The organism is Bacterioplanoides sp., assembly GCF_965219715.1.
Classification (GTDB): Bacteria; Pseudomonadota; Gammaproteobacteria; order Pseudomonadales; family Oceanobacteraceae; genus Bacterioplanoides.
On record NZ_OZ244785.1, the window covers coordinates 256,840 to 280,306 of the forward strand.

Here is a 23,467-nt window from a genome sequence, read left to right on the forward strand (position 1 = left end):
CTCGCCTTTTATGGCGGCGTTATCAAACTCCAAGAGGGATATGACAGGTGATTCAAATCGGCAACACTAGCGTTTGGCTCACGGATGGCATTATTCGCTGCGAATTATATACCGGTGATGTTCACGGAAATTTCTCTGTCAAACAGAAACTGATCTCAACCAATGAGATGGCTTCAAATAGAATTGTGCTGAAAACAAACAAAGGCGAAGGCTATATTCACTTTAATGAATCAAGTACTGGTAACTATACCGTTGAGCTCGTTTTACCGAGGTTTTTCGGTAGACACCGGTTTTATGGAAGTTCTAGTGCTGTTCAAGTTGAAACTATTCTCAATCAACTAAGTCGTTATAACCAATGTAAATCGGATTAAGTTTGCAGCCATGATTCTATTAAGCAATGGAAAGCCAACGCTGAACATCAGCAAGCCCAGTGACTGGGCGAGGAGCAATGGTACTCGGCATTTACCGTCCGAATTGCTAAAGTCTAGCAGGAATACAGCTTTGACACTCAGGCGCGCGGTGCTGACTTAGGCTCTCTATAAAAGGCTCAAGCATGAAAGAACTACCTATTAGCGCGAGCAAAGATACGCTGATGGCGACTGTTGAAGAGTGGATTGATCTGCTTGTCGCCAAGAAATATCAGGAAGCATTGGATTTTATATATCCAATACCTTATCCAGAGTGGGATGCTCAGTATCTTGAAAACTGGATTCGGAACTATGGATTTGATCAACCTTTTAAGGATGGAACTACAGTTGAGATAACCTCAAGACATGAAGCTACAGGTAAGCAATTCAATCGAGAATTTGAAGCTAGCGATCCATTTGTTGAAGAGAGTACCGGCTTGGAAGTAATCGGAACGGTTCTATATGATGTTCCTCTAGATGGTAAATGGAGTGACCTTACGGTTCAGTTTAACGTCTGTAAATTCGAAGGTGGCTTGGTGCTTGATATGTCTGGCTTTCATGTAATGTAAGAGTCACCAGAGTGTTCAAGGTATTGAAATGAATAGCTGCACTCGGAAATGAGAATTTTAAATAGAAGGAGCTATCTTTGAATAAAGATAACTATCCCAAGTACTATATATGGGCGTGTTCGATTGTTTATGTAGCTGCCTTTTCAATTCTCCCTGTATATGCCGTTAGGGAATTGTCAAAACGTGATTATTTTCATAATTCAGAGCTACTCATGATTTTCAATGAGAACGCAGTTGCCTATTTGATAATTGTCTTAGGGAGCTGGTTCTTTTTCGGGTGGTTCGCGGTTTACCTTAGTCGTCACATCCCTTGTACATCTTGCGGAGAACCAATCGTTACTTCAAAGAAAGATAGCTTTAAGGACTTAGCGATAAAGCCTTATATTAACCTTATCGAGGGACGCCAGGTTTGTAAGCCATGTCAGCATGAGGGCCGAGCATAGGATGTCACTTCAGTGAATAGCCGTGCGCCTCTAAAGTATGAAGCTGCTATGGTCTATTTACTTCTGGTCAATTGTTATAATTACCTTCGGGATGAATGATGATTCAAATTGGTAACACAAGCGTGTGGCTCACGGATGGCATTATTCGCTGCGAATCATATAGCGGTGATGTACACGGAAATGGTTGAGAGCTTCATTAGGCAAGATCCAAGTTGGGAATCTGTCGCCCTGACTATTCTTATCTATGTCTTCTTGTTGTGGGTACCTCCGAACTTATCGTTCGTTCTGGCGGGACACTCTTGGGCGCAACGTATCCAGTTCCGTCTTGCAATGTTCGGCAGTATTTACCTGGCAGTGACTATATCTGTTTACACTATTACGATTAGTTATCTTGTTTTAATTCTGGCTTTAGTAAACTGGGGTCTTCTAGTATGGACCTATCTGCATAGAGATAACTTAGATAAAAAATAATAAAGTGCGGTAGTCGGAGTATGAGTGTTCGCATTCTTTCGGTCGATATAAGCTTCTAATGCCCTTCTGGTGAGGGAGGCATTGTTATCGCCTAAGTTAAGAGCATTTATTAACTGCAAGTAATGCGAGCAAACTGAAGATGCCGTAAACTGTTCCGCTTAAAGTAATTCCTAATTTATTTGGTCGATTGAAGGAGTATAAATGAACGTCAGAAAGGCATTTTTTATTGTACTCTGTCTTGCGTTTATATCGATGTGCATAACTTCTCATTTGATGGCTAGTTTTTCAGGTGCACCGATACTGATTTTTCTAGTTGTGCCTATTCTGAATATATTGCTTTTAAGTGCAACGTGTCCAGGATGCGGAAAGCCAGTGCATGGAACTCTTCAACTATTTGGTACCCTGATTAGTGGAGAGTGCAATGATTGTCGATAGAGTTTACTTGGAAATACCTCGTGTAATCTTACTTTGCGGCTGGGCTCACTCGTCGCTGGTAAAAAGTATTGCGCTGTTTATGTAGGGAGGTCATAGTTGGTGAGGTTCCATAAATACAGTCTGTATATATTCATTGCTCTGATATCTGGGTTTCTATACTGGAGGCATTCTGAACTCACCAATACGCCACAGTTTCATATTGCAGAGGTCTATGTTCAGTCATCTTCAAAGTTGCATGATGAAATAGGCAATCTCGATTCTTACGAGGTTCTCTCAATAGGCCAATCTGGCGATCTGAAACATCATCATTTTGAGTCTTCCTTGTTATCAAGCAATGGAAAACAGCATTTGGATTTATGGATCTACAAAACTGACTCATGTTCCGGTTACTCAGTAAAATCTGTCCTTACTAAGCCAGATAAATCCAAAGCGGAATTTCAAGAAGGTTGTTATAAGTAACTGAAGTCAACGTAAAGAAGCCTCTTTAGGCACTATGGGATATTGAAAGTTTGTTATGCGATATATTGATGTTGAATGGATTCACGATTTTCAGGATGAGCCAGTTAGGCTGATCTCTGAGATTGACCATGAGAACTATGAATTGAGAAAGCTGGAGATATACCGAGATGGTTCGGTAGGCTTCGCAACAGATAATATCGAGCACGGCGGCTCCAGATTAGGGGTATCGGAAATCCCTCCGGTTGAGGAGATTAACTCTGACCCAGAATTCAAAGGGCGAGAGATTGATAAGCATGAATTTGATGTACTATGGAATCAATTCACGTCAGGTAATTTAGAATCAATATGAAAGATTTACCAAAGGACTTAATGGAAAATATCTCTGATTCAGAGGTTGAAGTTTTATCTTGGAGTGCAGAGTCCCAAGAACTGAAACTATTGATCGAAAAGGAAGTGGGCTCTGAGAATGGGATTATCACGTTTTCTGGAGTAGGCCTGGTTCATATGCCGCCTCGAATTTCGCTGGAAAGTATCACAATAGCAACTCTAGAATCCGAGTACCCCAAAGAAGTTTCATTACAAGAAGATGAGAATATTTATCTACTGAATGAATCCTGGGGAGAAGAATACTATATTGTTGCGGAATCTATTGAATACGATAAAAACTTATAAAAATACTCTATCTGAAACTATGAATTACCTCAAAAAATAGGGAAAGGTATATTATGTGGGGATATTTACACGAACAAAAAGAGATCTTTATTAAGTTGCCTTGTGTAATTGATCCGGGTAAGGCCAATCGATTACTTCGAGAGCTTGGTGCTACCGTCCATTACGACGTATATGGCTTTGATGCACAGTCTTATGAAGCTTGGCAATCAGAGTCGATACTGTACCTAAACCTATTCAGGGAAGGCGTTGAGGTATATGTCCAGGATGACTTTGATGAAATTCACATTTCTTACCCTCTGGCCACTCGGCCGAGTTTTGACCAAACATCAGCTTTAGATTTGTTATCAAAAATCATTGCCAAATTCGATGGTAATGCAACCTATCAAGGGCAGCCATTCTCAGCCCAGCTTGTCCAGGAAGACTGGGATAAGTGTAATAGTTTTTTGCTCAAGGAGTGGGGAGAAGAGCCTGGCAGTTTCTCACTTCGCCGAATGATTGAAGAAAACTATGAATAACAAAGCCAATAAAGGACTACTCACCGCAACCACTGTGATTCTGGCGATCTGCAGTATCGCCGGGTTCTTCAGCAGCACTGGCCATATTCCAGAGCTGCTGTCTCATTTCCGCTTACAGTACCTTATCGGAGCACTGCTCTGCCTGATGATATTTGCTTTGCATAAAGACAAGCTCAGAAGCCTGGCAGCAGGCCTACTGCTGATTATTAATGGTTATACGATTGCGCCTCTGTATTTTGGGGTGCCTATGTATCTCTCAGAAAGCCCATCAACTGCTTCTGGCGAAATATCGGAAAACAGAGCCCACAAAATACTGCTGAGCAACGTCAACTCCGCCAACAACGAACATCAGCGGCTGATTGATCTGATTCAACAAGACTCCCCGGATATTCTGGTGCTATTGGAAATAAACGATGCCTGGCTCAATTCTTTGCAAGTCATCAAAACAATGTACCCGTTTGAAAAAGCCATCGCCCGCAACGATAACTTCGGCATTGCGGTTTTCAGCAAGTTGCCCCTCGACAACGCCGAGGTGCGTTACTGGGGTAATAGTGGTTTACCCAGCTTAATGCTGAACTATCAGTGGCAAGGCGAGGGCATTACCTTGCTGGCAACTCATCCATTGCCACCGATCACAAAAGACATGATGCAACAGCGCGATACTCAGCTGTTGCAGGCTGCTGCTGACGCGGCACAACAAAGCGGACCAGTGATTATGCTGGGCGATTTTAATATCACGCCCTGGTCGTCGACCTTCAACCAGATCACTGAGCTTTCTGGATTGAACAATTGCCGCAATGGTTTTGGCATTCTGCCGACTTGGCCAGCACAGCTGAAATGGCCAGCCCTGATGATTCCCATCGATCATTGTCTGGCAAGTGGCGAAATCACCATCTCGGAGTTACGTACCGGAAACGATATTGGTTCGGATCACCTGCCGCTGATGATCAGTTTGCAGTTGCGTTAACCTTTCCATTAATCTCTCTGTTAATTGCTGCACAGGAATAATAAAACCCCATGGACTTTAAGCAGGAGCGTATTTAAATGGGAATGATCATATTATTTGGCCTGGTTGGTGGGCTTGCCATTCTGGCGCTGATCGCTCTGGGTCTGAGCTATCTGACCAGTATCAGCTTCAGCCATTGGATGCTGATTTTGCCGTTGGTGTTATTAGCCCTGAGCGCCTGTTCCATGTCGATCAGCTGGATCAAAGAGCGTAATCAGGATACTGGCCTGCCACTGACCTTAATCGATGAGAAAACCATAAATCCCCATTGGTTGTTGCCACGCAGAAATAGCGATGACTTAACGGCAGAAGAAAAAGCCGAACAGCAGCAGGCAGATAAGGTACTTATGTCACCACGCTGGTCGCACTCCAGCGTCGCGAGCACCACCGACATTAAAATCAGTAAGTCAGAAACTCCACAATTATTATCAACGGATATCTGGAATAACGATGAAGGCCACTATGGTTATCAGATCAGTTACCCAAAAGATAAAAACGCTAACCAACCACAGGATCGCTTTTTTATCACCGAACATATTATTAAACCCGAATGCGGAGTAAATACCCGCTTACTTTCCTGGGCCGGTCAATTAACGGATAAAAATAACGCCATCGAATTATTAGCCAACGAAACGGTTGGCGGAATGACAGTCGTGGGTGTCGATAAAAATCAAACCATCATTAATGTCAGCTACCGCTATCACAGTGAACGTCAGATCTTTTTATTTGATCATGCCAGTGGTGAAATGCAGGCAATCACTAAAAAACACACCATGGCTTCCGCCAAGCTGGAGTGGGGCGATGTAAGCAACTATATGTTGGTGAGTCGTTTAAATAGCGGCGAGATTTTATTGGCTTTGTATCATGACGAAAAAAACTACGACGACTTTTTCAGCAGCCGTGGACGTTATTTACCAACCATCACACAGTTGCTGCGGATTTCAGATAATCAGCCACAAAGTAAGTTATTATCACGCTTACGCCTGGAGCAGCAGGGCATGTTGATCGCCCTGAAACAAGGCGACAACAACGAATTGATTCTGGAAACACTGGATCAGCGCGACGTTGAAAAGCCAGTATTGCGGCACTTTTCTGTAAAGATTTAACAATCGTACTCTGCTTCAGAGATTTTTCCGTAGAAACCAGAGCGGAGCTGGCCAGTGCACCAATAAGAAGCTGCTTGTTGTTATAAATCTGACAGTTTAATTGCGCTGTTGGGCAGGCTTAGCTATTTTTAATGACCATTCCCAATCGATATTGATGCAATCATTGGATCTTTCCTGGGGAAACAAACCAGATCGTTTGGCCTCGGAAATTTAATAAATCAAGGAGCGACTATGTTATACAAATTGGCAATAACTCTTTCTGTTCTGTTGGTATCCGCTTGTTCCATAAGTCCGAACCAGGGGTCTTCTGCCGAACTTCCGTACAACAGAGATCTTGTACGCACTGCGCAGTATTACGATGAGGCATTACGCCAGAGTCCGGTAAATAAGGCACGTTTAAATCTCTTCTTTACTAAAATGCCAAAGGGAGGCGATTTACATCATCACTTTTCCGGTTCGATATACGCTGAAACCTATCTGGACTGGGTTGCGAAGAACCCTGATCTCAGAATTGATCAGTGCACTCTGAGAATCGTCGATCGCAAAGACGCTGAAAACAACGCTGCTTGCCCACTGCTGACGGTCTCAGAGCTACTTAAGGACAACCCGTCATACCGAAAGTTACTGACGCTGTGGTCTGATAAAGATTATGGGAATCACAACCATATTCAGCCTGCTCCCGATACCAATTTCTTTAATACATTTGGCTATTTTGCAAGGGTCTCAGGCGATTACTCCAACATGGAAGTTGGCCTGAATATTCTGAAACGCAGGGCGTTAGCCGAGAATGTCAGTTACATCGAAACCATGTTGAGTACGGTAAAGGGAATATCAGGTTCTCTGATATCCGATCAACAAAAGGAAGGTGAAATTTCAGCCAGCCTGATTGCAGCAACTTCATATGCAGAAGTTCGCTCCATACTGGACGTATTGCTGTCGGATGATGCCATGAAGGCGAAGGTTTCTTCAGCGGTTGATGATTTCGTAACCAAAGTTGAATGTATGCACAAAGGTAAGGAGCTGATTCCGAATGGTGCCGGTGGCTACTCGTGTGGAACCAACTCCGTTTATCCAGAAATTGATTGTCGAGAGTGTGGGGAAGGCAATAAAAGCAGCTTTGTTATGCGCTATCAAACCTACGGCGTTCGCACGCTTGCGCCGCTGGACGTATTTATGGACCTTTATGCGGGCTACCTTGCTGCCGCCCGATCTGACCTGATTGTCGGCGTTAATATTGTTGCCCCGGAGAATGACTATGTTGCTCTGCGGGATTACGAACTTCATATGCAGTTCTTTAAGTATTTGAATGAACTTAAAGCAAAAGAAGGCCAGATATGTCCGTCGGGCAGTGATTGTGTTGTTAATCGCGCTCTTCATGCAGGTGAGCTGACCATTGGTATGGTTCGTCCGAAGGATCTGGAATTCCACATCGACCAGGCCATTAATATTGCCGGCGCGCAACGTGTTGGCCACGGTATTGATCTGCCTTACGAGAATCGTTCATTACAAATGCTTTCTGAGATGAAAAGAAAAGGGAAAGAGGTTGCTGTAGAAATAAACCTGACCAGTAATGAATTTATTCTGGGAGTTGAAAAGGGCGAACATCCTTATCAGATTTATGCCAGTAACAAGGTTCCTATGATTATTTCGACGGACGATTCTGGCGTCTCCAGGAATAATCTGACCAATGAGTATGTGCTGCTTGCATCACGTTATAAGCCTGACTATCTAACGATTAAATCTTATGTTTATAACAGTATTAAGTACTCTTTTCTGTCGGAAGAAGAGAAGGTCGAGCAACAGGCAATACTGGACAGCAAGTTTGCAGAGTTCGAGAGAAGCATTGCCAGCCTGACAGATTCTGAATAGATCCTGCTGAATCAGCGATAGCCTGGCCGAACTCAGGCCAGCATCTATTACCGGTGTAATTTTTGTTATGCCGGTACTCTTCTTACCACCATTGGGTCAATTTATTCCTGTAAAGCTCACAGCTGTCAGGTAAAGCTCGCGGCAGCCAGGTAAAGCTCACGGCTGCTAGGTAAAGCTTAAGTTAAGGCCCAGCGGCACCATATTCGATTGTTCTTAATAGCGGACATTGTGTCTGCTAACACGCCGTTTACTTAAACCACTCGCGCTTTAGACTGACGCGCAAACTTCTTTCAAATATGCGCTGCGGCTGAATCTGCCGTGTGGCCCACCTCACGATATAAAGCTAAGAAACCCATGAGAATACAATTTCCGGCATTCGCCGCCAGACACAAACTTGTTTTAACCGGCCTGGTCAGTTTACTGCTGGTTGCCTGTTCCGATGAGGCAGCCCAGGAGGCCGCGCCACAGCGCATTCAGGCGGTTAAGCTGATGCCGGTGATTGACAGTAACAACGTGGTTGATCGTACTTTTCCAGCGGAAGTTTCGGCGGTGAAAACCGTTAATCTCAGCTTTGAAGTGTCTGGCCGGTTAATCAAAACCGAGCTGGTTACCGGTACCGAAGTCAGCAAAGGTCAGGTATTAGCGCAGATTGATCCAACCTCGTTTAAGCAACGCGTTCAGGAAGCGGAAACGCGTCTGAACCAGGCGTCACGTGATCTGAAGCGGGTAAAAGCCACGGCGAAAAATGGCCTGTTATCACAAAGTCAGTTAGACGATGCCGAAACCAGTTTTGACCTGGCGACCGTGGCGTTAAAACGCGCCCAGGAAGAGTTAAGTTACACCACCTTATCCGCACCGTTTAATGCCCAGATTGCTGAGCGTTTTGCCGAGCGTGGCAACTATGTTCAGGCCGGTGATGTGGTCGCGAATCTGCAGGATGTTTCCCTGTATTACTTCAACGTGAATATCCCGGAAAAACTGGTAAGCAAATACCAGGGCAGCCATTTGTTAAAAGCCCAGGCGGAAATTGTCTCGGCTCCGGAAAAGAACTTTGAGCTGGTCTACGTCGAGCATGCCACTCGCCCGGACCCGATTACTCAGACCTATAAAGTGGTGTTTGCCACTGAGCCGGAGAACATCAAGTTAACACCCGGAGCACGGGCGATTGTTAAAGTCAGCTTTGAAAGTAATGCTGAAAAGTCGTCGTTACTGATTCCGTTTAATGCCTTACAGGGCAATGATGCTGAAGGTTTCCACGTATGGAAATTCGATGCGGCAAGCAGCCAGGTGGTGAAAGCCGCTGTGGAGGTAAAAGCCATCGACAACAACTGGGCGTCGATTACCGCCGGTGTCAGTGAAGGGGACCTGGTTGTGGCCGCCGGAGCATCGCAGATGCACGAAGGCCTGACTGTTAAACCTTATCAGGCGGAGCTGTAATCGTGGATATTGCACGTTATTCAATCAACAAACCCGTCAATATCTGGCTGATGATTCTGGTCATGATGATTGGTGGTCTGATTGCCCTGGGTGGTATTGGTCGCTTAGAAGACCCGTCGTTTACCATTAAACAGGTGCAGGTGGTGACTCAGTTCCCGGGCGCCAGTGCAAAAAAAGTCGAGAGCGAAATTACCGAACAGCTGGAAATTGCGTTGCAGCAAATGCCACAGCTGTATCGCTTAACGTCGATTTCAAAACCCGGTCTGTCGGAAATTACCGTTGAGGTAAAACCAACCTACGACACCGGCGAGCTGCCACAAATCTGGGATGAACTGCGCAAACGGTTACGCGATGCCACTTCGATTTTACCGATTGGCAGCCAGGCACCGACGGTGTACGACGACTTTGGTGATGTCTACGGCATGTATTACGCCTTAAGTGCACCGGAATTCAGCCCGCAGGAATTGCGTGAATTTGCCCGTATTATCCGCCGTGATTTATTGGTCACCGACGGTGTTGCCAAGGTTCAGGTGAGTGGTGTTCAGCAGGAGCAGCTGGTCGCCTACATCAATCCGTATCAGTTATCCGGTCTGGGCATTTCGTTTCCGGAAATTACCCGTCTGCTGGAGGAAAATCTGAAACCCACCAATGGCGGTCGGGTGTTGGTGGATGGTCGTACCTTGCGTCTGAGCATCGAAAATCCACTGGATCAGATTGAAGAAATTTATAACCTCAATATCGTGGTTCCGGGTACCAATCAGTCATTTAAAATCCGTGATATTGCCGAATTAAAATTTGAGCCGCTGGATATTCAGCCGCGTTTAATTCGTTATCAGGGCCATGAAGCCATTACCCTGGCGGTGTCGGCATTAAACGACGTTAACATTGTTGAAGTGGGTAAAGCGGTTAACCAGAAAGCCGAAGAACTGCTGAGTCGTTTACCTGCTGGTATCACCTTAACGCCAATTTATGACCAGGCGGCCATTGTTGATGAGTCGGTAAAAGGTTTTATCGATAACCTGATTATGTCGGTGGTGGTGGTAACCCTGACCCTGATGGTGTTTATGGGCTGGCGCTCCGGTGTTGTAGTGGGCTCTGTGCTGTTAATTACCGTGATGGGCACGGTGCTGATTATGTGGCTGATGGGCCTGCAACTGCAGCGTATTTCACTCGGTGCCATGGTGATTGCCATGGGCATGTTGGTGGATAACGCCATTGTGGTGGCAGAAGGCATGATGCTGCGCATGAAGCAGGGTAAAACCGCGCAGGAAGCGGCCAGTTTTATTGTTAAAAGAACGCAATGGCCACTGTTAGGAGCAACGGTTATTGGTATTGCAGCTTTCTCGGGCATCGGTCTGTCTGACGATGCTACCGGTGAGTTTCTGTTTTCGCTGTTTGCCGTGGTGTTGATTTCTCTGATGCTGAGCTGGGTACTGGCGATTACCGTGGTGCCGTTATTTGGTAAGTATTTCTATAAAGTCGAAAACCAGTCTGCGGAAGAAGCGGGCGATAATGCGTTGTATAAATTCTATAACGTGGCGTTACGCTCGGCGTTAAAAATGCGTTGGTTAACCGTGGCGGCATTGCTGGTAATTACTGTTATTGCCTACGCCGGTTTTGGCATGGTGAAACAGGGCTTTTTCCCACCATCGAATGCGCCACTGTTTTTTGTGCATTACTGGGGTCCACAAGGCCAGGACATTCGTGAAACCACGGTGCAGGTGACCAAGGCTGAAAAGCTGTTGCTGGAAAACGCCCAGGTCGAATCGGTCACCAGCTTTATTGGCCAGGGTGCGGATCGTTTCACTTTAACCTACGCGCCACAGCAACCGAATGAAAGTTATGGCTTCTTCCTGGTGCGTGCCCACAGCCGGGATGCGATTGATGGCATCATCACCGAAATTACTCAGCAGATGCCGGATATCGATCTCGATGCCAGCTTCTACACCGAACGCATGCAGTTTGGTCCGGGTGGTGGCGCTAAGCTGGCGGCGCGTTTCTCTGGCCCTGATCCGGAAGTGTTGCGTGAGATTGCCCAGCGCGCCGAACAGATTTTTATCAACGACGGTAAAGTGAAAGACGTACGTCACAACTGGCGTGATAAAGGTGTGGTGGTCAGCACCCAATACGACTCCATCAGTGCCGGTATTGCCGGTGTGTCGCGCAATGATTTTGCCCAGGCAATTCAGTATTCGTCCACCGGGCTGGAATTAGGCCGACTGCAGGACGGTGATTACAGTTACGCCATTACCGCCAAAGCAGCGAACGCCGGTCAGTCGGAAATTGAAGCGATTGAAAACAGCCTGGTGTGGAGCTCTTCACAACGTCAGTACATTCCTTTTGCTCAGGTTTCGGAAGGCTTAAAAATTGAAAACGAAGAAACCCTGATTCACCGCCGTAATCGCCTGAAAACCATTACCGTTTCAGCCGACCCGGGTGCCGGTGAAACCGCGGGTAAAGCCTTTGCACGTATCCGCCCGCAGGTTGAAGCTCTGGAGTTGCCGTATGGCTACAAGCTGGAGTGGGGCGGTGAATACGAAGCTTCACGGGATGCCCAGAAGGCCTTAGGCACCGGCTTACCGGCTGGCTTCCTGGTGATGTTGCTGGTGACCATTCTGTTGTTTGGTCGTGTGCGTCAGCCACTGATTATCTGGCTGGTGGTACCGATGGCGGCTGTGGGTGTGGTATCCGGCCTGCTGGCGACGGACATGCCGTTTGGCTTTATGTCGTTGCTGGGCTTCCTCAGTCTGTTTGGCATGCTGATCAAAAACGCCATTGTGCTGCTGGAAGAAATAGATCTGCAGATCGCTGAAGGGATAGCACCGGATCAGGCCATTCTGCTGGCCAGTACCTCCAGGTTACGTCCGGTTGCACTGGCGGCGATTACCACCATTCTTGGTATGGCACCGTTACTGAGCGATGCGTTCTTCGCCGATATGTCGGTTACCATTATGGGTGGTCTGGCGTTTGCGACGGTATTAACGCTGATCGCGGTGCCGGTATTCTACAGCCTGTTCTTCCGGATCAGCTTCCGCGGCTCTGATAAGTAGCCGCTGCAGCGTCTCTTCTGTAGCGGCCTGCTGAGGTTGCATCAGGCAGGCTGCTACGACTATCGGGTTTATTCGTCAGCCGCCGGTCTGTGGTAAAGTACGCGCCTGTTACACTATTTCAGGTTAAGTATGGACTGGAAAATCTTCGCAACGATCTTCGCCTCGGTGTTTATCGCCGAACTGGGTGATAAAACTCAGCTGGCGACCATGTTGTTCGCCGCCGATAAAGACGTTAGTAAATGGACGGTGTTTTTTGCCGCCTCCGCTGCATTAATTGTTGCTTCAGCCATTGGCGTATTAGCCGGCAGTGTATTGTCGGGATATCTGAACGAAAAAGTCCTGAGTTATATTGCCGGTACAGGTTTTATTCTGATTGGCGCTTACACCTTGTATAGTGCTTAATTCCGCCGCTTCAATTCGAATTAACTAATCTGATATTGATTAAAGTTGAATAAGCTATCGTTTTAACTGATAGCTTCGATGGCAGGCATTACATTGATTCAATATCAGATGTAATTCCTGCTGAATTTTCTTTTCGTTCGTTGTTGGTTGTAGCAAAACTTTCCAGTGTTGATTCATAGTTTTGCTCATGGCGCGAAAACCCGGTGGAAAGGATTTGCCAATCCCCTTTGGTTTTACTGCACGTTCGTGCGCTTTTAATTCCTTAACCCGCTCAGCCACCTGTTCTGGATTATCGCGAGCCAGATGCTGTTGAATTGCACCTATGGTTTCCAGCATGGATTTCATATGGTTGAGTACAAATTCTTGTTGTTTGCCATTCAGTTCAACCATTAAGCGGTCGTCGGCCTGGGTGTAGGCGGTGAAAAGCAGCGCAGTCAGCAAACAAAAATACAATCGGATCATGGTTAACACAGATAAATAACTATAACTGGCTGGTTATATTAATGCTTTGCTAGGAATATATCTACATGGGAATGTTTTGTCTGGGAAGCCATCAGCTCGCAGCAGACCAAAGTTGGACGTGACTGGCCGTTCTGGTCGCTTGAATACTGCGCACAGCAGGCGAATACTGAATATTCGCCTGATTCAACGGGGGCCGTATGTTTATCAGTACGCTTGATCTGTTCAAACCGGGGATCGGACCGTCCAGTTCTCACACGGTTGGTCCGATGTTGGCCGCTTGCCGCTTTCGCGACGAGGTATTAGCCGCGCTGCAAACGCTGCCTGCGGGTGCACGGGTGCGTTGTGTTCTGACCGGTTCACTGGCGTTGACTGGTCATGGTCACGCCACCGATAAAGCGGTGTTGCTGGGATTACACGGGCATTGCCCGGATCAGGTTGCGCACATAGACATCGAAGCTGAAGTTGCCCGGTTACAGCAGCTTGAGGGTTTTGAGCTGGGCGGGCGCTGTTTTAACTTTCGTTTCAGTGATGACCTGGTGTTTGCCATGGAGCAGCGTTTGCCAGAGCACCCGAACGCCATGTTACTTGAATTGCGTAATGATCAGGATGATGTGGTTTGCTGTGAGCATTACTTCTCGATTGGTGGCGGGTTTATTCATAACCGTGCGGAATTGGATGGCCTGGTTGCGCCACTGAAATTATTGCCCGCCAGCCAGTATCCGTTTCCTTTTGATAGCGCCGACTCAATGGTGCAGATGGCACAAAGCAGTGGCTTGAGCATTGCAGAAATGAAACGGCAGAATGAGCATTTTCATTTAACTGACGATGACCTCAATAAAGGGCTGAACGGCATCTGGCAGGCAATGAAGGTCTGTGTCGAAAATGGCTTAAGCAGCGAAGGGGAGTTGCCCGGCGGTCTTAAAGTACAGCGCAGGGCCCAGCGTTTGTTTCGGCAATTACAGCAGTGTGAAGAAGGCCCGCAATTACACGAGTGGTTGTGTGCGTATGCGATGGCGGTGAATGAAGAAAACGCTGCCGGTCACGCGGTGGTTACGGCACCCACCAACGGTGCTGCCGGAGTAATTCCAGCGGTGTTGTACTACGCCTGGTTGAATAGACAATTATCTGAACAACAGATTCAGGACTTCCTGCTGACTGCAGCTGCCATCGGCGGAATTATCAAACACAAAAGCTCGATTTCCGGCGCAGAAGTGGGTTGCCAGGGGGAAGTTGGCTCCGCCAGTGCCATGGCCGCTGCAGGATTGTGTGCCGTTTTAGGTGGTAGTGCAGAACAGATTGAGCATGCTGCAGAAATTGCACTGGAACATCATCTGGGCATGACTTGTGATCCGGTTAAAGGTTTGGTTCAGGTTCCCTGTATTGAACGTAATGGTTTTGGTGCATTAAAAGCCTATACCGCGGCTTCACTGGCAATTCGGGACAGTGGTCAGCACGTGATGTCGTTGGATAATTGCGTTGCTGCGATGAAGCAAACAGGGTTGGAAATGTCGGAGAAATACAAAGAGACGTCATTGGGTGGTTTAGCGGTTAATTACACCGAGTGCTAACGCGAATCTTAAACGAGTGCTAACGCGAATTTTAAATGAGTGAGACCCTGCTTTATTGATAACGGAGAGCCTTGGCTCTCCGTTTTTGTATTCAGCGTAACAACCGTCGTTTTGCAATGATCAGGGAGGTTAAACCAAATAAGCTCAGCAGAATTAATGGTGGCACTAACAATAGATCCCAGATTGGCCGCTGTCGCACACCGGATGAGAAATCCCAGCTGTGTAATGCATTAAATAACCAGCGATACCAGCGGCGGTTATTGTCGAGAAATAATGACATCTCGGCGGTTTCTGCATCAAAATAAAACCAATGGTTTTCAGAAGCGTGCTGATTTTCCAGGCGCCAGACTGGCAGGTGTTTTTCTTTTTTGTGGCCGTAATAATAATGGTCGTAGTCAATCTGGTGATGGACAGCGATGCTGTTATCCGACAGGCCTGCTGCAATCATATTCATATAATCCGAATTGATCAGGATTTTATTTCCGTATTGATCCCAGCGTTCCCGGCTACCATCACTGAATGAAACGATCCAGTTTGCCTGACCAAAGCGTGGTGCCAGACGCAATTGTTTAATGTGTGGTTTTTTCTTACCGGCGATAACATTCAGACTTTGTTGCAGGCTGGCATAATCAACCGATTGCTTCAGAGTCTGGGAATGAGGAGAGCGATTGGATTCCAGTAACCCCCCATGGATTCATCGATAATAAACCGCTGAATAAAAACAGTAATAGAAATAACGAAAAAGCCAGGCCTCCAATATGGTGAAGTTTCGAAATGCCGCGATAAGGCGAAACGCCTTTTCCTTTTAAGCGTTGTTTTTTCTTGCGGATTTGTTTCAGTCCCAACCAGATGCCTGTGAGCGTCGACAGCAACGCCAGTAATGTCAGCACAATCACCAGCCAATACCAGAAACTGGCGTGCTGCCGCAAAAAGGTTGGGTATAACCAGTGGCTGACGGTACCCAGCCAGCTCCAGCCGCGTTGAAACTCAGTGGTTGCCTGAACAACCTGACCGCTGCGAGAGGAAATATACAGCTCGGTAGCGTCCGGATCTGAGGCCGTCACTTTGAACAGCGGTCGGTGTTGGTGATAACGCGAATAAACGGTCCATTGGTCACGTTCAATTTCTTCTACCGCCATAATAGGAGCGCCATTAAATTGCGCGGCAATTTCCATCGCCTGTTGCGCATTGGTATTCGACCAAGGTCTGGCTGTTTCTGCCAGGCTGGCAGAGAGTTGGTTCTGTTGGTTTTTATAGATAAAACTGAGCTGGTTCTGGCGCATCTCCAGTTGCAGGCTGGAGATGTTATCTTGAGGGATATCGGCCGGTAATCGCAGTGTTTCAGGCAATTTATCCAGTTCGCCAAGCTGCTCAATGCGTTGATTCTCAGACAGCTTCGGATAGCCGACATACATCATGACAACTCCGGAAACGCACCAGATAAAAACAATCGGTGCTAATACAATTCCGGTGTAGCGGTGGATCAATAGCAGGTACTTCTTCCATTTTTTCATTATAAATTCGCCGATGAATTCAAAAACAACGGATTTTTATCAGTTGACTCAGTACTGACAAAAATCTAGACTCCGCAGCGGATTTCTTTGGCAAGAAGTCAAAAAATTATTTCAGGTTTTCTGTTTTATTGCAAAACAGAAATTAAAAGGGAATAAGGTGGCGCTGAATTTTCAGCCATTCCTTAGCTGCCCCCGCAACGGTAAATAGAGTAGAGCATTCAACACGCCACTGTGCCGACACCCTGTCAGCATGGGAAGGCGAATGCTCACACACTCCTTTATAAGCCCGGAGACCTGCCCGAAATAAGTAACCTAAAGTGTTGCGGAGGGCGTCACTGGGGAGAGTCACAAGCCAGAATTTTCACTTTTTTAGTGGTTGTCTGTCAGTGTGCCTTGTCTACCCGCCTTTTTCGCAAAAATGAACCTTTGAAAATGCTTCCTAATGAGAGGCAGGATGATGTTTGGGGTAAATTTATGCGCAAGATCGTTTTATTCAGCAGTTTGCTGGCAACCGGTGCTGTATAGGCCGCCGATGCTGACCTTGAAAAAGTAGTGGTTTCTGGCCAGTCTCTGGAAGAATCGCTGCCACAAAAAATTTCTCAATACGGCTCGGAATTTTCCGTTATTAACAGCGTGGCCATTCGTGCCAGTGGTGCTCAGGATGTAGCAAAAGCGCTACAAATGCTGGCGCCGGGATTATTTATTGCACCTAAAAACGGAGCGTTTGATTACGTTGACGCGTCACTGCAAGGCTCACGACCACAGGGTATTTTATGGCTGCTTGACGGCGTGCGGATTAATAACCGTCTCTACGCCACAACGTCGCCGCTGGATTCTATTCCGGCCGCCATTGTTGAACGTATCGAAATTCTTAAAGGCGGACAAAGCCTGTTTTATGGCACACAAGCAGTTGCCGGTGTGGTGAATATCGTCACACACTCCGCCCGTAGTGGAGAAAATGAAGTCAGCATTGGTGCTCAGTCGGACGGTGGTCGTTCTCACAGTGGCAGAATTGGTGGCGTAAACGATAATGGCAGTTATTTATTGTTTGCAGCAACAGATCGCTCGAACGGTTTTAAACCGTATAAAAATAAGGATTTCGAAGCATCCTCTACCGATCGTAAACGTGGTTACAACGTGACAACCATGGGTGCTAAAGCAGATTACGCATTTTCAGACCAGCTGGTACTGACGGCTTTTTATCAGCAAAATAAATCTGAACTGGATTACGCCCGGCCAACGGATAACTTCCTGACTGAAAACCAACGCACCGAAGATCTGGCTTATCTGAAGTTGGATGGTCGTATCAGCGACGACGTACGTTTGTTTGTTAAAGGTTATTACCACGAGTGGGACACGCGTTATTTACGCATTTATAACGCCGCTGCGGGCATCGAATTAAAAAGTAATTACGATTACTGGGGTTACGTCGATAAAGGCCTGAATGTGATGGCTGAAGTAAATACCGGTGCTGGTGTTGATGTTCGCTTTGGTTATGACCAGCAAAACTTCTCTGGCAGTGATGACGTTCTGAAGATTGGTCGCCAGACCGAAAAAGTCCAGGCTGTGTTCGCTCAGGTATCGAGTAATAATCGTTTATTCGAAGACGGCGTTTTGTCTTTGGGTGGTCGTTACAACAAACCTGAAGGCGAAGGTGATAAATTTGTGGGGCACTTCAGTGGCTCTTATAACCTGAATGAACAGCTGTCGTTCCACACCAGTCTGGGCACCCGCTTCCGTTTGCCAACCGCTTACGAGCTTTACGCCATTGATAGTTGTTGTACTCAGGGCAACTCTGACCTGGAGCCGGAAACGGGTAAAAACATTAACCTTGGTGGTGAATTCAGCAACGATGCGTTACAGGCAAGTCTGAGTGTATTTGCCCGTGAGGTTGATAACCTGATTAAAGCAGAAACTCAGGGCGACAGTCGTGTATTTGCTAACTCGGATGATCAGGTCAGCTTTAAAGGTGCGGAAGCAAATCTGCATTTACATCTGACGGATGAATTCACATTTAATGCCAACCACGTTTATTCCCGCGCGGTGGAAAAAGGTGAAACCAAGCAGATTAATCTGATTCCGCTGAACAATACCAAGTTGAGTCTGATTTATGATGCGCTGGAGAATGGTCTGCGTGTTTCTGTTAATGCTAACCGTGTAGGTAGCCTGTGGGATGAGAAAAACAGCCGCCGCATAAACTACGGTAACTACACACTCGTTGATCTGAGTATCCAGAAGACACTGGACGAAGAACAGAAGCAAACCGTGACGCTGAGCCTGGAGAACCTGACCGATCAGCAGTATGCATCGGGTATTGGCAGTGCTAAACGAGATGGCGATGACAGCCCTTATGTCTATGAAGACCTGGGAACACCGTTTGCCACCAAGCTGAGCTACAGTCATAGATTCTGATGGCAGACGTTTGACCAATAAAAAAGCCGTTCGATTGAGCGGCTTTTTTCTGATTATCGGAACTCTTACATTTCCAGCGTGACTTCCCGCTGTGGCATTTTGTTCAGAATAAACGCACACGCCAGGCCACTGAGTGCGCCAAAAATATTACTTTCCCATGAGATATAGGCGTTCATTGGTAACAGACCCAATACCAAACCGCCATATCCGAGCAAGGTAATGAAGGATATGGCGAGGTGCTTTAATTGTCGGGTGCGAATGCCGCTCACCAGTAAAAAACCAAACAGTGCATACACCAGGCTGTTCAGTCCCATGTGGGGCACCCCTCGTGCAAACAACCAAACGCCAACTCCGGTTGCAATAAGGCTGGTCAGTAATACGGTCAGATAGGTTTTCTGGCTGTACTGAAGGGTTAAAAACGAAAGAATCATAAAAGGAATGATATTCGATGCAAAATGCCAGATATCTTTGTGAAGCAAGGGTGCCGTAATAATAAAGGGCAGGCGGGTGAGGTCACGGGGTATCAACGCTAGCTGGTTCAGGCTTCTCAGCGTTAGCAGATTAATGACTTCAATGATGGCAATACTTGCGGCGATGATCAGAACCAGACGTAATTGCTGTCTGAATTTTTGTTTTAGAGAAGACATCTTGCCTGGTGTCATGACGCGTTACTTCCTTGTTACCGTGGGCTATAAAAAATAAGCAGCTTCAGTGAGCTGCTTATTTTTTTTACGATTTATTTTTTTGTGACTTATTTATTGAGCCAGCGAATGAGAAACGAATTAATCCGCTTTATGCTCACGCGCTAAATAATCGTGAGATTGCATTTCCAGCATACGCGAGGTGGTGCGCTGGAATTCAAATTCCAGTTTGCCGGTGCCGTAAATCTCATGAATCGGCGCATCCGCCGACATAATCACTTTTACGCCGCGATCGTAAAATTCATCGATCAGGTTGATATAACGACGTGCCAGATCGTCATTCTTGGTGCCCATTACCGGCACGTTAGAAATCAGAATCGCGTGGAACAATTTACCCAGCTCGATGTAGTCGTTCTGAGAACGCGGGCCATCACACAAACCTTCAAACTCGAACCAGGCAACGTCGTCACAAATCGCTTTGGCCGGGATGTTACGGCCAAGAATTTCAACATTAACGTTGGTTTCGGTGTGTTTGCAGTCCGGTGCCAGGCTGTCGAAGCTCTTTTGTAGTGAGGCTTCGGCGCTGTCGTCCAGCGGGTAGTGGTACAGCTCGGCCTGCTCCAGAGTACGCAGGCGATAGTCCACGCCGCTATCGACGTTCACAACTTCAGTGTATTTGTTCAGCAGTTTAATCGCCGGGATAAACCGATCACGTTGCAGGCCGTCTTTATACAGACCGTCCGGAACGATGTTGGATGTCGATACCAGCGTTACACCACGAGCAAACAGTTCCTGCATCAGGCCGCCAAGGATCATGGCGTCACCGATATCGGATACAAAAAATTCGTCAAAACAGATCACTACCGCTTCTTCAGCAATCTGATCGGCAACCGTTTCCAGGGGATTTTTTGCGCCGGTCAGCTTGGTCAGATCGGCGTGCACGCGCTGCATAAAGCGGTGAAAGTGGGTACGCATTTTACGTTCGAACGGCAGCGCATCGTAGAAGGTGTCGACTAAGTAGGTTTTGCCACGGCCAACACCGCCCCAGAAATACAGACCTTTAATTGGCTCTTTCTGCTTTTTCTTGCCGAACAGCTTGGAGACAAACCCCTTGTTCTTCTGGGCTTCGTAATCAGCCACCAGGTCTTCATACAGGCGCTGCAGATGTTTAACGGCCATTTCCTGGGCTGCATCGTAAGAGAAGTCGTCGCGTTTTAAGTCTTCTTGGTAGAGTTCCCATGGAGTAGAAACTGGAGATGTCGACACGGTGTTTTCCTCGTAAAAGCCGTTGTGGCAGGCCTTGGACCAAATTTCAGGGGGCGCAATTTAACCTAAAACCGCACTTTTTTGTAGTGGCTTATGGTCTTTGTCAGTCTTTCTACAGGCCATCAATGACGGATTTTGTTGAAACAATTAGTTACAAAACAAAACGAGAACATATGTGCGCATTTATTGAAAGGGTGAGGATGCTTGTGTTTATATAAAGGTGAGGTCTCATTCATGTTTATGGCGAGATCATAAGAAAAATATGAAATTACCAACAGCGGAACACTCAAATGAATCATCCACAAACCATCTATCAGTTGATTAAACGATCGAGCGAGTTATATCCCAATTATGCTGCTTTCACTTTGATAACTAAGTTAGATCCAGAGTTTTGTCATACAGAAGTCAGCTATCGTCAGTTTTTTTCTGATGTGAAGCGCGCTGGTCGTATGTTTTCTGAAGTCTCAGAGAAAAAGGCGGATGTTGTTGTTTCCACCCTGCTTCCCAATATCCCCCAGCATCATGTTGCTTTGTGGGGGGCAGAATGTATTGGTATCGCTAATCCATTGAATCCGCTGTTGTCTGTTGGGGCAATTACCGAACTTATACTTAAAGCAGATTCGGATATTCTTATTTCAGTTGGTCCGACCCCTGGTATCGATATCTGGGAAAAGGCGAAAAAAGCCGTCGCAGATGTTGAACGTCAGGCGGGAAAAAAGATAAAACTGTTTGCCGTTTCGTTATTGCCTCCGACACTGAAAATGATGTTGCGCCTGATAAATGCTCCGCTTCCGAGTGTCGTAAAATCAGAGTCGGTCAGGAATGATTTTGATCGTGCCTTAAGGTGTTACAGCGATGATGAGTTGGATGCAACGCTGCTCAACCGAAATCAAGATGTGGTTGCATATTTCCATACGGGTGGGACTACTGGCACGCCAAAGTTAGCTAAACACACAGCTCTTAATCAGCTGACCAGCGCCTCACGTGTTTGTTCCAACAGTGATTTTCAGCCGGGTGAAAAAGTACTTAATGGCTTACCTTTGTTCCATGTAGCAGGCGCTATCGTAACCAGTCTGGGGGCGTTGCTGTCGGGTATGAATATTGTTCTGCCAACCATAAAAGTTTCCGTGATCCTGACGTCATAAAAGCTCACTGGAAAATGATTGAATATTATAAAATCAATGTAAGCGGTGGAATTCCGACTTCGGTTGCGTCAATGGCAGCGGTTCCGTTACAGGGTGCTGAAATCTCCAGTTTGCGCATGATGTTTTCCGGAGGTGCACCGGTACCAGAAAATTTATACGCTGACATTCGAATACTCACGGGAATTGATCTTTATTGTATTTATGGCATGACAGAAACTGCTGGCTTGATATCAATGGCAACCGTGGGGAAGCCCATTGCCAAAGGGAGTGCTGGATTTGCTGGCCCGGACTCTGGTATTCGAATTTCCGGAGCTGCTGAAGCGGGTGAAAGTGGTGAGATATTGGTCAGAAGTGATTCGGTTTTCCCGGGCTATCTTGGCAGTACTGAATCACCGGTAAAAGAGGGATGGCTGTATACCGGAGATCTGGGGCATATTGATGAAAATTCAAATCTGTTTATTACCGGTCGAGCGAAAGATCTGATTATCCGCAGTGGCCATAATATTGATCCCGCTATGATTGAACAGTGTCTGGAGAGGCATCCGGAAGTTGAGTTGGCGGCTGCTGTTGGCTGGCCGGATGAATACGCCGGAGAATTACCTGTCGCGTATGTGCAGTTAAGAGAAGGATCGACTGTGACTGCACAGCAGCTAAAGGATTTTTCCGATTGTCACATTGACGAGCAGCCCGCCAGTCCTAAACGTATCATCATTCTCGACTCATTGCCGGTGACAGCGGTTGGAAAAATACACAAACCGACGTTACGTGAACTATCGGTTGCTGCAGCAATTGAAGAATTACTGGGGGAAATGTTTGATGACCTTGCTTTGCGGGTTGAAGCAACTCTGACTGATCAGGGGCGATTTGATGTTAAGGCTTATACCGAGCGAGAAGACGCATCTTTCACCCAGGCGTGTGAGAAAATGTCAGAGGTACTTGGTATGAGTATTGATGCATGTACCGGGAGTATATGATATGGAAGTGGCGATGAAAAACAGCAATAGCCCGATCAACTTTTATTTTGATTTCATTTCACCTTACGGTTACGTTGCTGCTGCAAAGATTAAGGAAATAGCTGACAGATACGACCGTCAGATTGAATGGCATCCTATGTTGCTTGGGGTTTCTGTCTTAAAAAAAATGGGTTTGAAGCCGTTGTTGGAAACACCTTTAAAAGGTGCGTATTGCATGAAGGACTTACCGCGCCTGGCAGCACTGTATGACATCCCTTTGAAGCCAGCCTTTCCAATGCCAAAGCCTTTGCCTGCGGCCAGATGTCTGACCTGGGTAAGACAGAATATGCCGATTAAAACCGAAGAATTCGCTCTTGCTGTTTACCGCAGCTATTGGGCTGAAGGGAAAAATATCAGTGATTATTCGGTGTTAGCAGGGATCGCAGATTTGATTGGAATCGATGGTGACCGAATGATAGCCGACGCTGAAGGGGAGCCGGTTAAACAGGCATTAATGTCAGCAGTTGAAGATTCGATGAAGCAAGGCGTTTTCGGATCTCCGACCTTTGAAGTAGATGGCGAACTTATCTGGGGATGTGATCGTTTGTGGATGCTTGAGCACTGGTTAAAGTATGGCCGCTGGCAACCGCTTTCTTCATAATTGA

Annotated in this window: 21 protein-coding genes and 1 riboswitch; of the genes, 16 read left to right on the forward strand and 5 right to left on the reverse strand. The window is 46.6% G+C overall.

Annotation, left to right across the window (positions count from 1 at the left end; translation table 11 throughout):
- The first annotated feature begins 47 nt into the window (after positions 1-47).
- The 11 genes from ACOQOZ_RS01710 (at position 48) to ACOQOZ_RS01760 (ending at position 12,841) form a co-directional block, all read left to right on the forward strand.
- On the forward strand, positions 48-371 hold the full coding sequence (locus ACOQOZ_RS01710) for a hypothetical protein (RefSeq protein WP_420590556.1): 324 nt from the start codon (positions 48-50) through the stop codon (positions 369-371).
- Between the two features lie 182 nt (positions 372-553).
- Complete coding sequence (locus ACOQOZ_RS01715) at positions 554-976, forward strand: hypothetical protein (protein ID WP_420590557.1); 423 nt, start codon at positions 554-556, stop codon at positions 974-976.
- Between the two features lie 1,863 nt (positions 977-2,839).
- The gene (locus tag ACOQOZ_RS01720) at positions 2,840-3,133 is read left to right on the forward strand and encodes a DUF6881 domain-containing protein (RefSeq protein ID WP_420590558.1); all 294 of its coding nucleotides are present in this window, start codon (positions 2,840-2,842) and stop codon (positions 3,131-3,133) included.
- On the forward strand, positions 3,130-3,456 hold the full coding sequence (locus tag ACOQOZ_RS01725) for a hypothetical protein (protein ID WP_420590559.1): 327 nt from the start codon (positions 3,130-3,132) through the stop codon (positions 3,454-3,456). The genes ACOQOZ_RS01720 and ACOQOZ_RS01725 overlap by 4 nt, the downstream gene beginning before the upstream one ends.
- A gap of 53 nt (positions 3,457-3,509) precedes the next feature.
- Complete coding sequence (locus ACOQOZ_RS01730; RefSeq protein ID WP_420590560.1) at positions 3,510-3,971, forward strand: hypothetical protein; 462 nt, start codon at positions 3,510-3,512, stop codon at positions 3,969-3,971.
- Positions 3,964-4,938, forward strand: a complete 975-nt coding sequence (locus ACOQOZ_RS01735) for an endonuclease/exonuclease/phosphatase family protein (RefSeq protein ID WP_420590561.1) — start codon at positions 3,964-3,966, stop codon at positions 4,936-4,938. The genes ACOQOZ_RS01730 and ACOQOZ_RS01735 overlap by 8 nt, the downstream gene beginning before the upstream one ends.
- Positions 4,939-5,015: 77 nt before the next feature.
- The gene (locus ACOQOZ_RS01740; RefSeq protein WP_420590562.1) at positions 5,016-6,083 is read left to right on the forward strand and encodes a hypothetical protein; all 1,068 of its coding nucleotides are present in this window, start codon (positions 5,016-5,018) and stop codon (positions 6,081-6,083) included.
- A gap of 231 nt (positions 6,084-6,314) precedes the next feature.
- Positions 6,315-7,952 carry a hypothetical protein gene (locus tag ACOQOZ_RS01745; protein ID WP_420590563.1) on the forward strand — a complete coding sequence of 546 codons (1,638 nt, stop codon included), beginning with the start codon at positions 6,315-6,317 and terminating at the stop codon, positions 7,950-7,952.
- A 354-nt stretch (positions 7,953-8,306) separates the two neighbouring features.
- The gene (locus tag ACOQOZ_RS01750; protein WP_420590564.1) at positions 8,307-9,389 is read left to right on the forward strand and encodes an efflux RND transporter periplasmic adaptor subunit; all 1,083 of its coding nucleotides are present in this window, start codon (positions 8,307-8,309) and stop codon (positions 9,387-9,389) included.
- Positions 9,390-9,391: 2 nt separating this feature from the next.
- On the forward strand, positions 9,392-12,439 hold the full coding sequence (locus tag ACOQOZ_RS01755; protein WP_420590565.1) for an efflux RND transporter permease subunit: 3,048 nt from the start codon (positions 9,392-9,394) through the stop codon (positions 12,437-12,439).
- A gap of 129 nt (positions 12,440-12,568) precedes the next feature.
- Entirely contained in the window at positions 12,569-12,841 is a 273-nt protein-coding gene (locus ACOQOZ_RS01760; protein WP_420590566.1) for a TMEM165/GDT1 family protein, read from the forward strand.
- Positions 12,842-12,895: 54 nt separating this feature from the next.
- Here ACOQOZ_RS01760 and ACOQOZ_RS01765 read toward each other — a convergent pair whose 3' ends face one another.
- On the reverse strand, positions 12,896-13,303 hold the full coding sequence (locus ACOQOZ_RS01765; RefSeq protein WP_420590567.1) for a hypothetical protein: 408 nt from the start codon (positions 13,301-13,303) through the stop codon (positions 12,896-12,898).
- 197 nt (positions 13,304-13,500) lie between these two features.
- On the opposite strand from ACOQOZ_RS01765, the gene ACOQOZ_RS01770 reads away from it, so the two are divergent.
- A complete protein-coding gene (locus tag ACOQOZ_RS01770; RefSeq protein WP_420590568.1) occupies positions 13,501-14,871 on the forward strand; it encodes an L-serine ammonia-lyase in 1,371 nt (456 codons plus the stop codon).
- Positions 14,872-14,962: 91 nt separating this feature from the next.
- Here the strand turns inward: ACOQOZ_RS01770 and ACOQOZ_RS01775 are convergent, their stop codons facing one another.
- Complete coding sequence (locus tag ACOQOZ_RS01775) at positions 14,963-15,436, reverse strand: hypothetical protein (RefSeq protein WP_420590569.1); 474 nt, start codon at positions 15,434-15,436, stop codon at positions 14,963-14,965.
- 64 nt (positions 15,437-15,500) lie between these two features.
- Entirely contained in the window at positions 15,501-16,385 is an 885-nt protein-coding gene (locus ACOQOZ_RS01780) for a PepSY domain-containing protein (protein ID WP_420590570.1), read from the reverse strand.
- A 96-nt stretch (positions 16,386-16,481) separates the two neighbouring features.
- Positions 16,482-16,702, forward strand: a riboswitch (cobalamin riboswitch).
- 235 nt (positions 16,703-16,937) lie between these two features.
- Here ACOQOZ_RS01780 and ACOQOZ_RS01785 point away from each other — a divergent pair.
- Positions 16,938-18,797: a TonB-dependent receptor plug domain-containing protein gene (locus tag ACOQOZ_RS01785; RefSeq protein ID WP_420590571.1), complete on the forward strand. Its 1,860-nt coding sequence runs from the start codon at positions 16,938-16,940 to the stop codon at positions 18,795-18,797.
- 65 nt (positions 18,798-18,862) lie between these two features.
- On the opposite strand, the gene ACOQOZ_RS01790 is transcribed toward ACOQOZ_RS01785, so the two are convergent.
- A complete protein-coding gene (locus tag ACOQOZ_RS01790; RefSeq protein ID WP_420590572.1) occupies positions 18,863-19,459 on the reverse strand; it encodes a rhomboid family intramembrane serine protease in 597 nt (198 codons plus the stop codon).
- Between the two features lie 120 nt (positions 19,460-19,579).
- Positions 19,580-20,704 (reverse strand): cell division protein ZapE, encoded by a 1,125-nt coding sequence (gene zapE, locus ACOQOZ_RS01795; protein ID WP_420590573.1) that lies wholly within the window; start codon positions 20,702-20,704, stop codon positions 19,580-19,582.
- Between the two features lie 290 nt (positions 20,705-20,994).
- Between zapE and ACOQOZ_RS01800 the strand changes: the two genes are divergently transcribed.
- Genes ACOQOZ_RS01800 through ACOQOZ_RS01810 form a run of 3 tightly spaced genes read left to right on the forward strand, consistent with a single transcriptional unit; the run spans position 20,995 to position 23,463 of the window.
- Complete coding sequence (locus tag ACOQOZ_RS01800; protein ID WP_420590574.1) at positions 20,995-21,849, forward strand: AMP-binding protein; 855 nt, start codon at positions 20,995-20,997, stop codon at positions 21,847-21,849.
- A gap of 14 nt (positions 21,850-21,863) precedes the next feature.
- Positions 21,864-22,823, forward strand: coding sequence for an AMP-binding protein (locus ACOQOZ_RS01805; protein ID WP_420590575.1), 960 nt, complete (start codon positions 21,864-21,866; stop codon positions 22,821-22,823).
- Position 22,824: 1 nt separating this feature from the next.
- On the forward strand, positions 22,825-23,463 hold the full coding sequence (locus ACOQOZ_RS01810) for a 2-hydroxychromene-2-carboxylate isomerase (protein ID WP_420590576.1): 639 nt from the start codon (positions 22,825-22,827) through the stop codon (positions 23,461-23,463).
- The last annotated feature ends 4 nt before the right edge of the window (positions 23,464-23,467 follow it).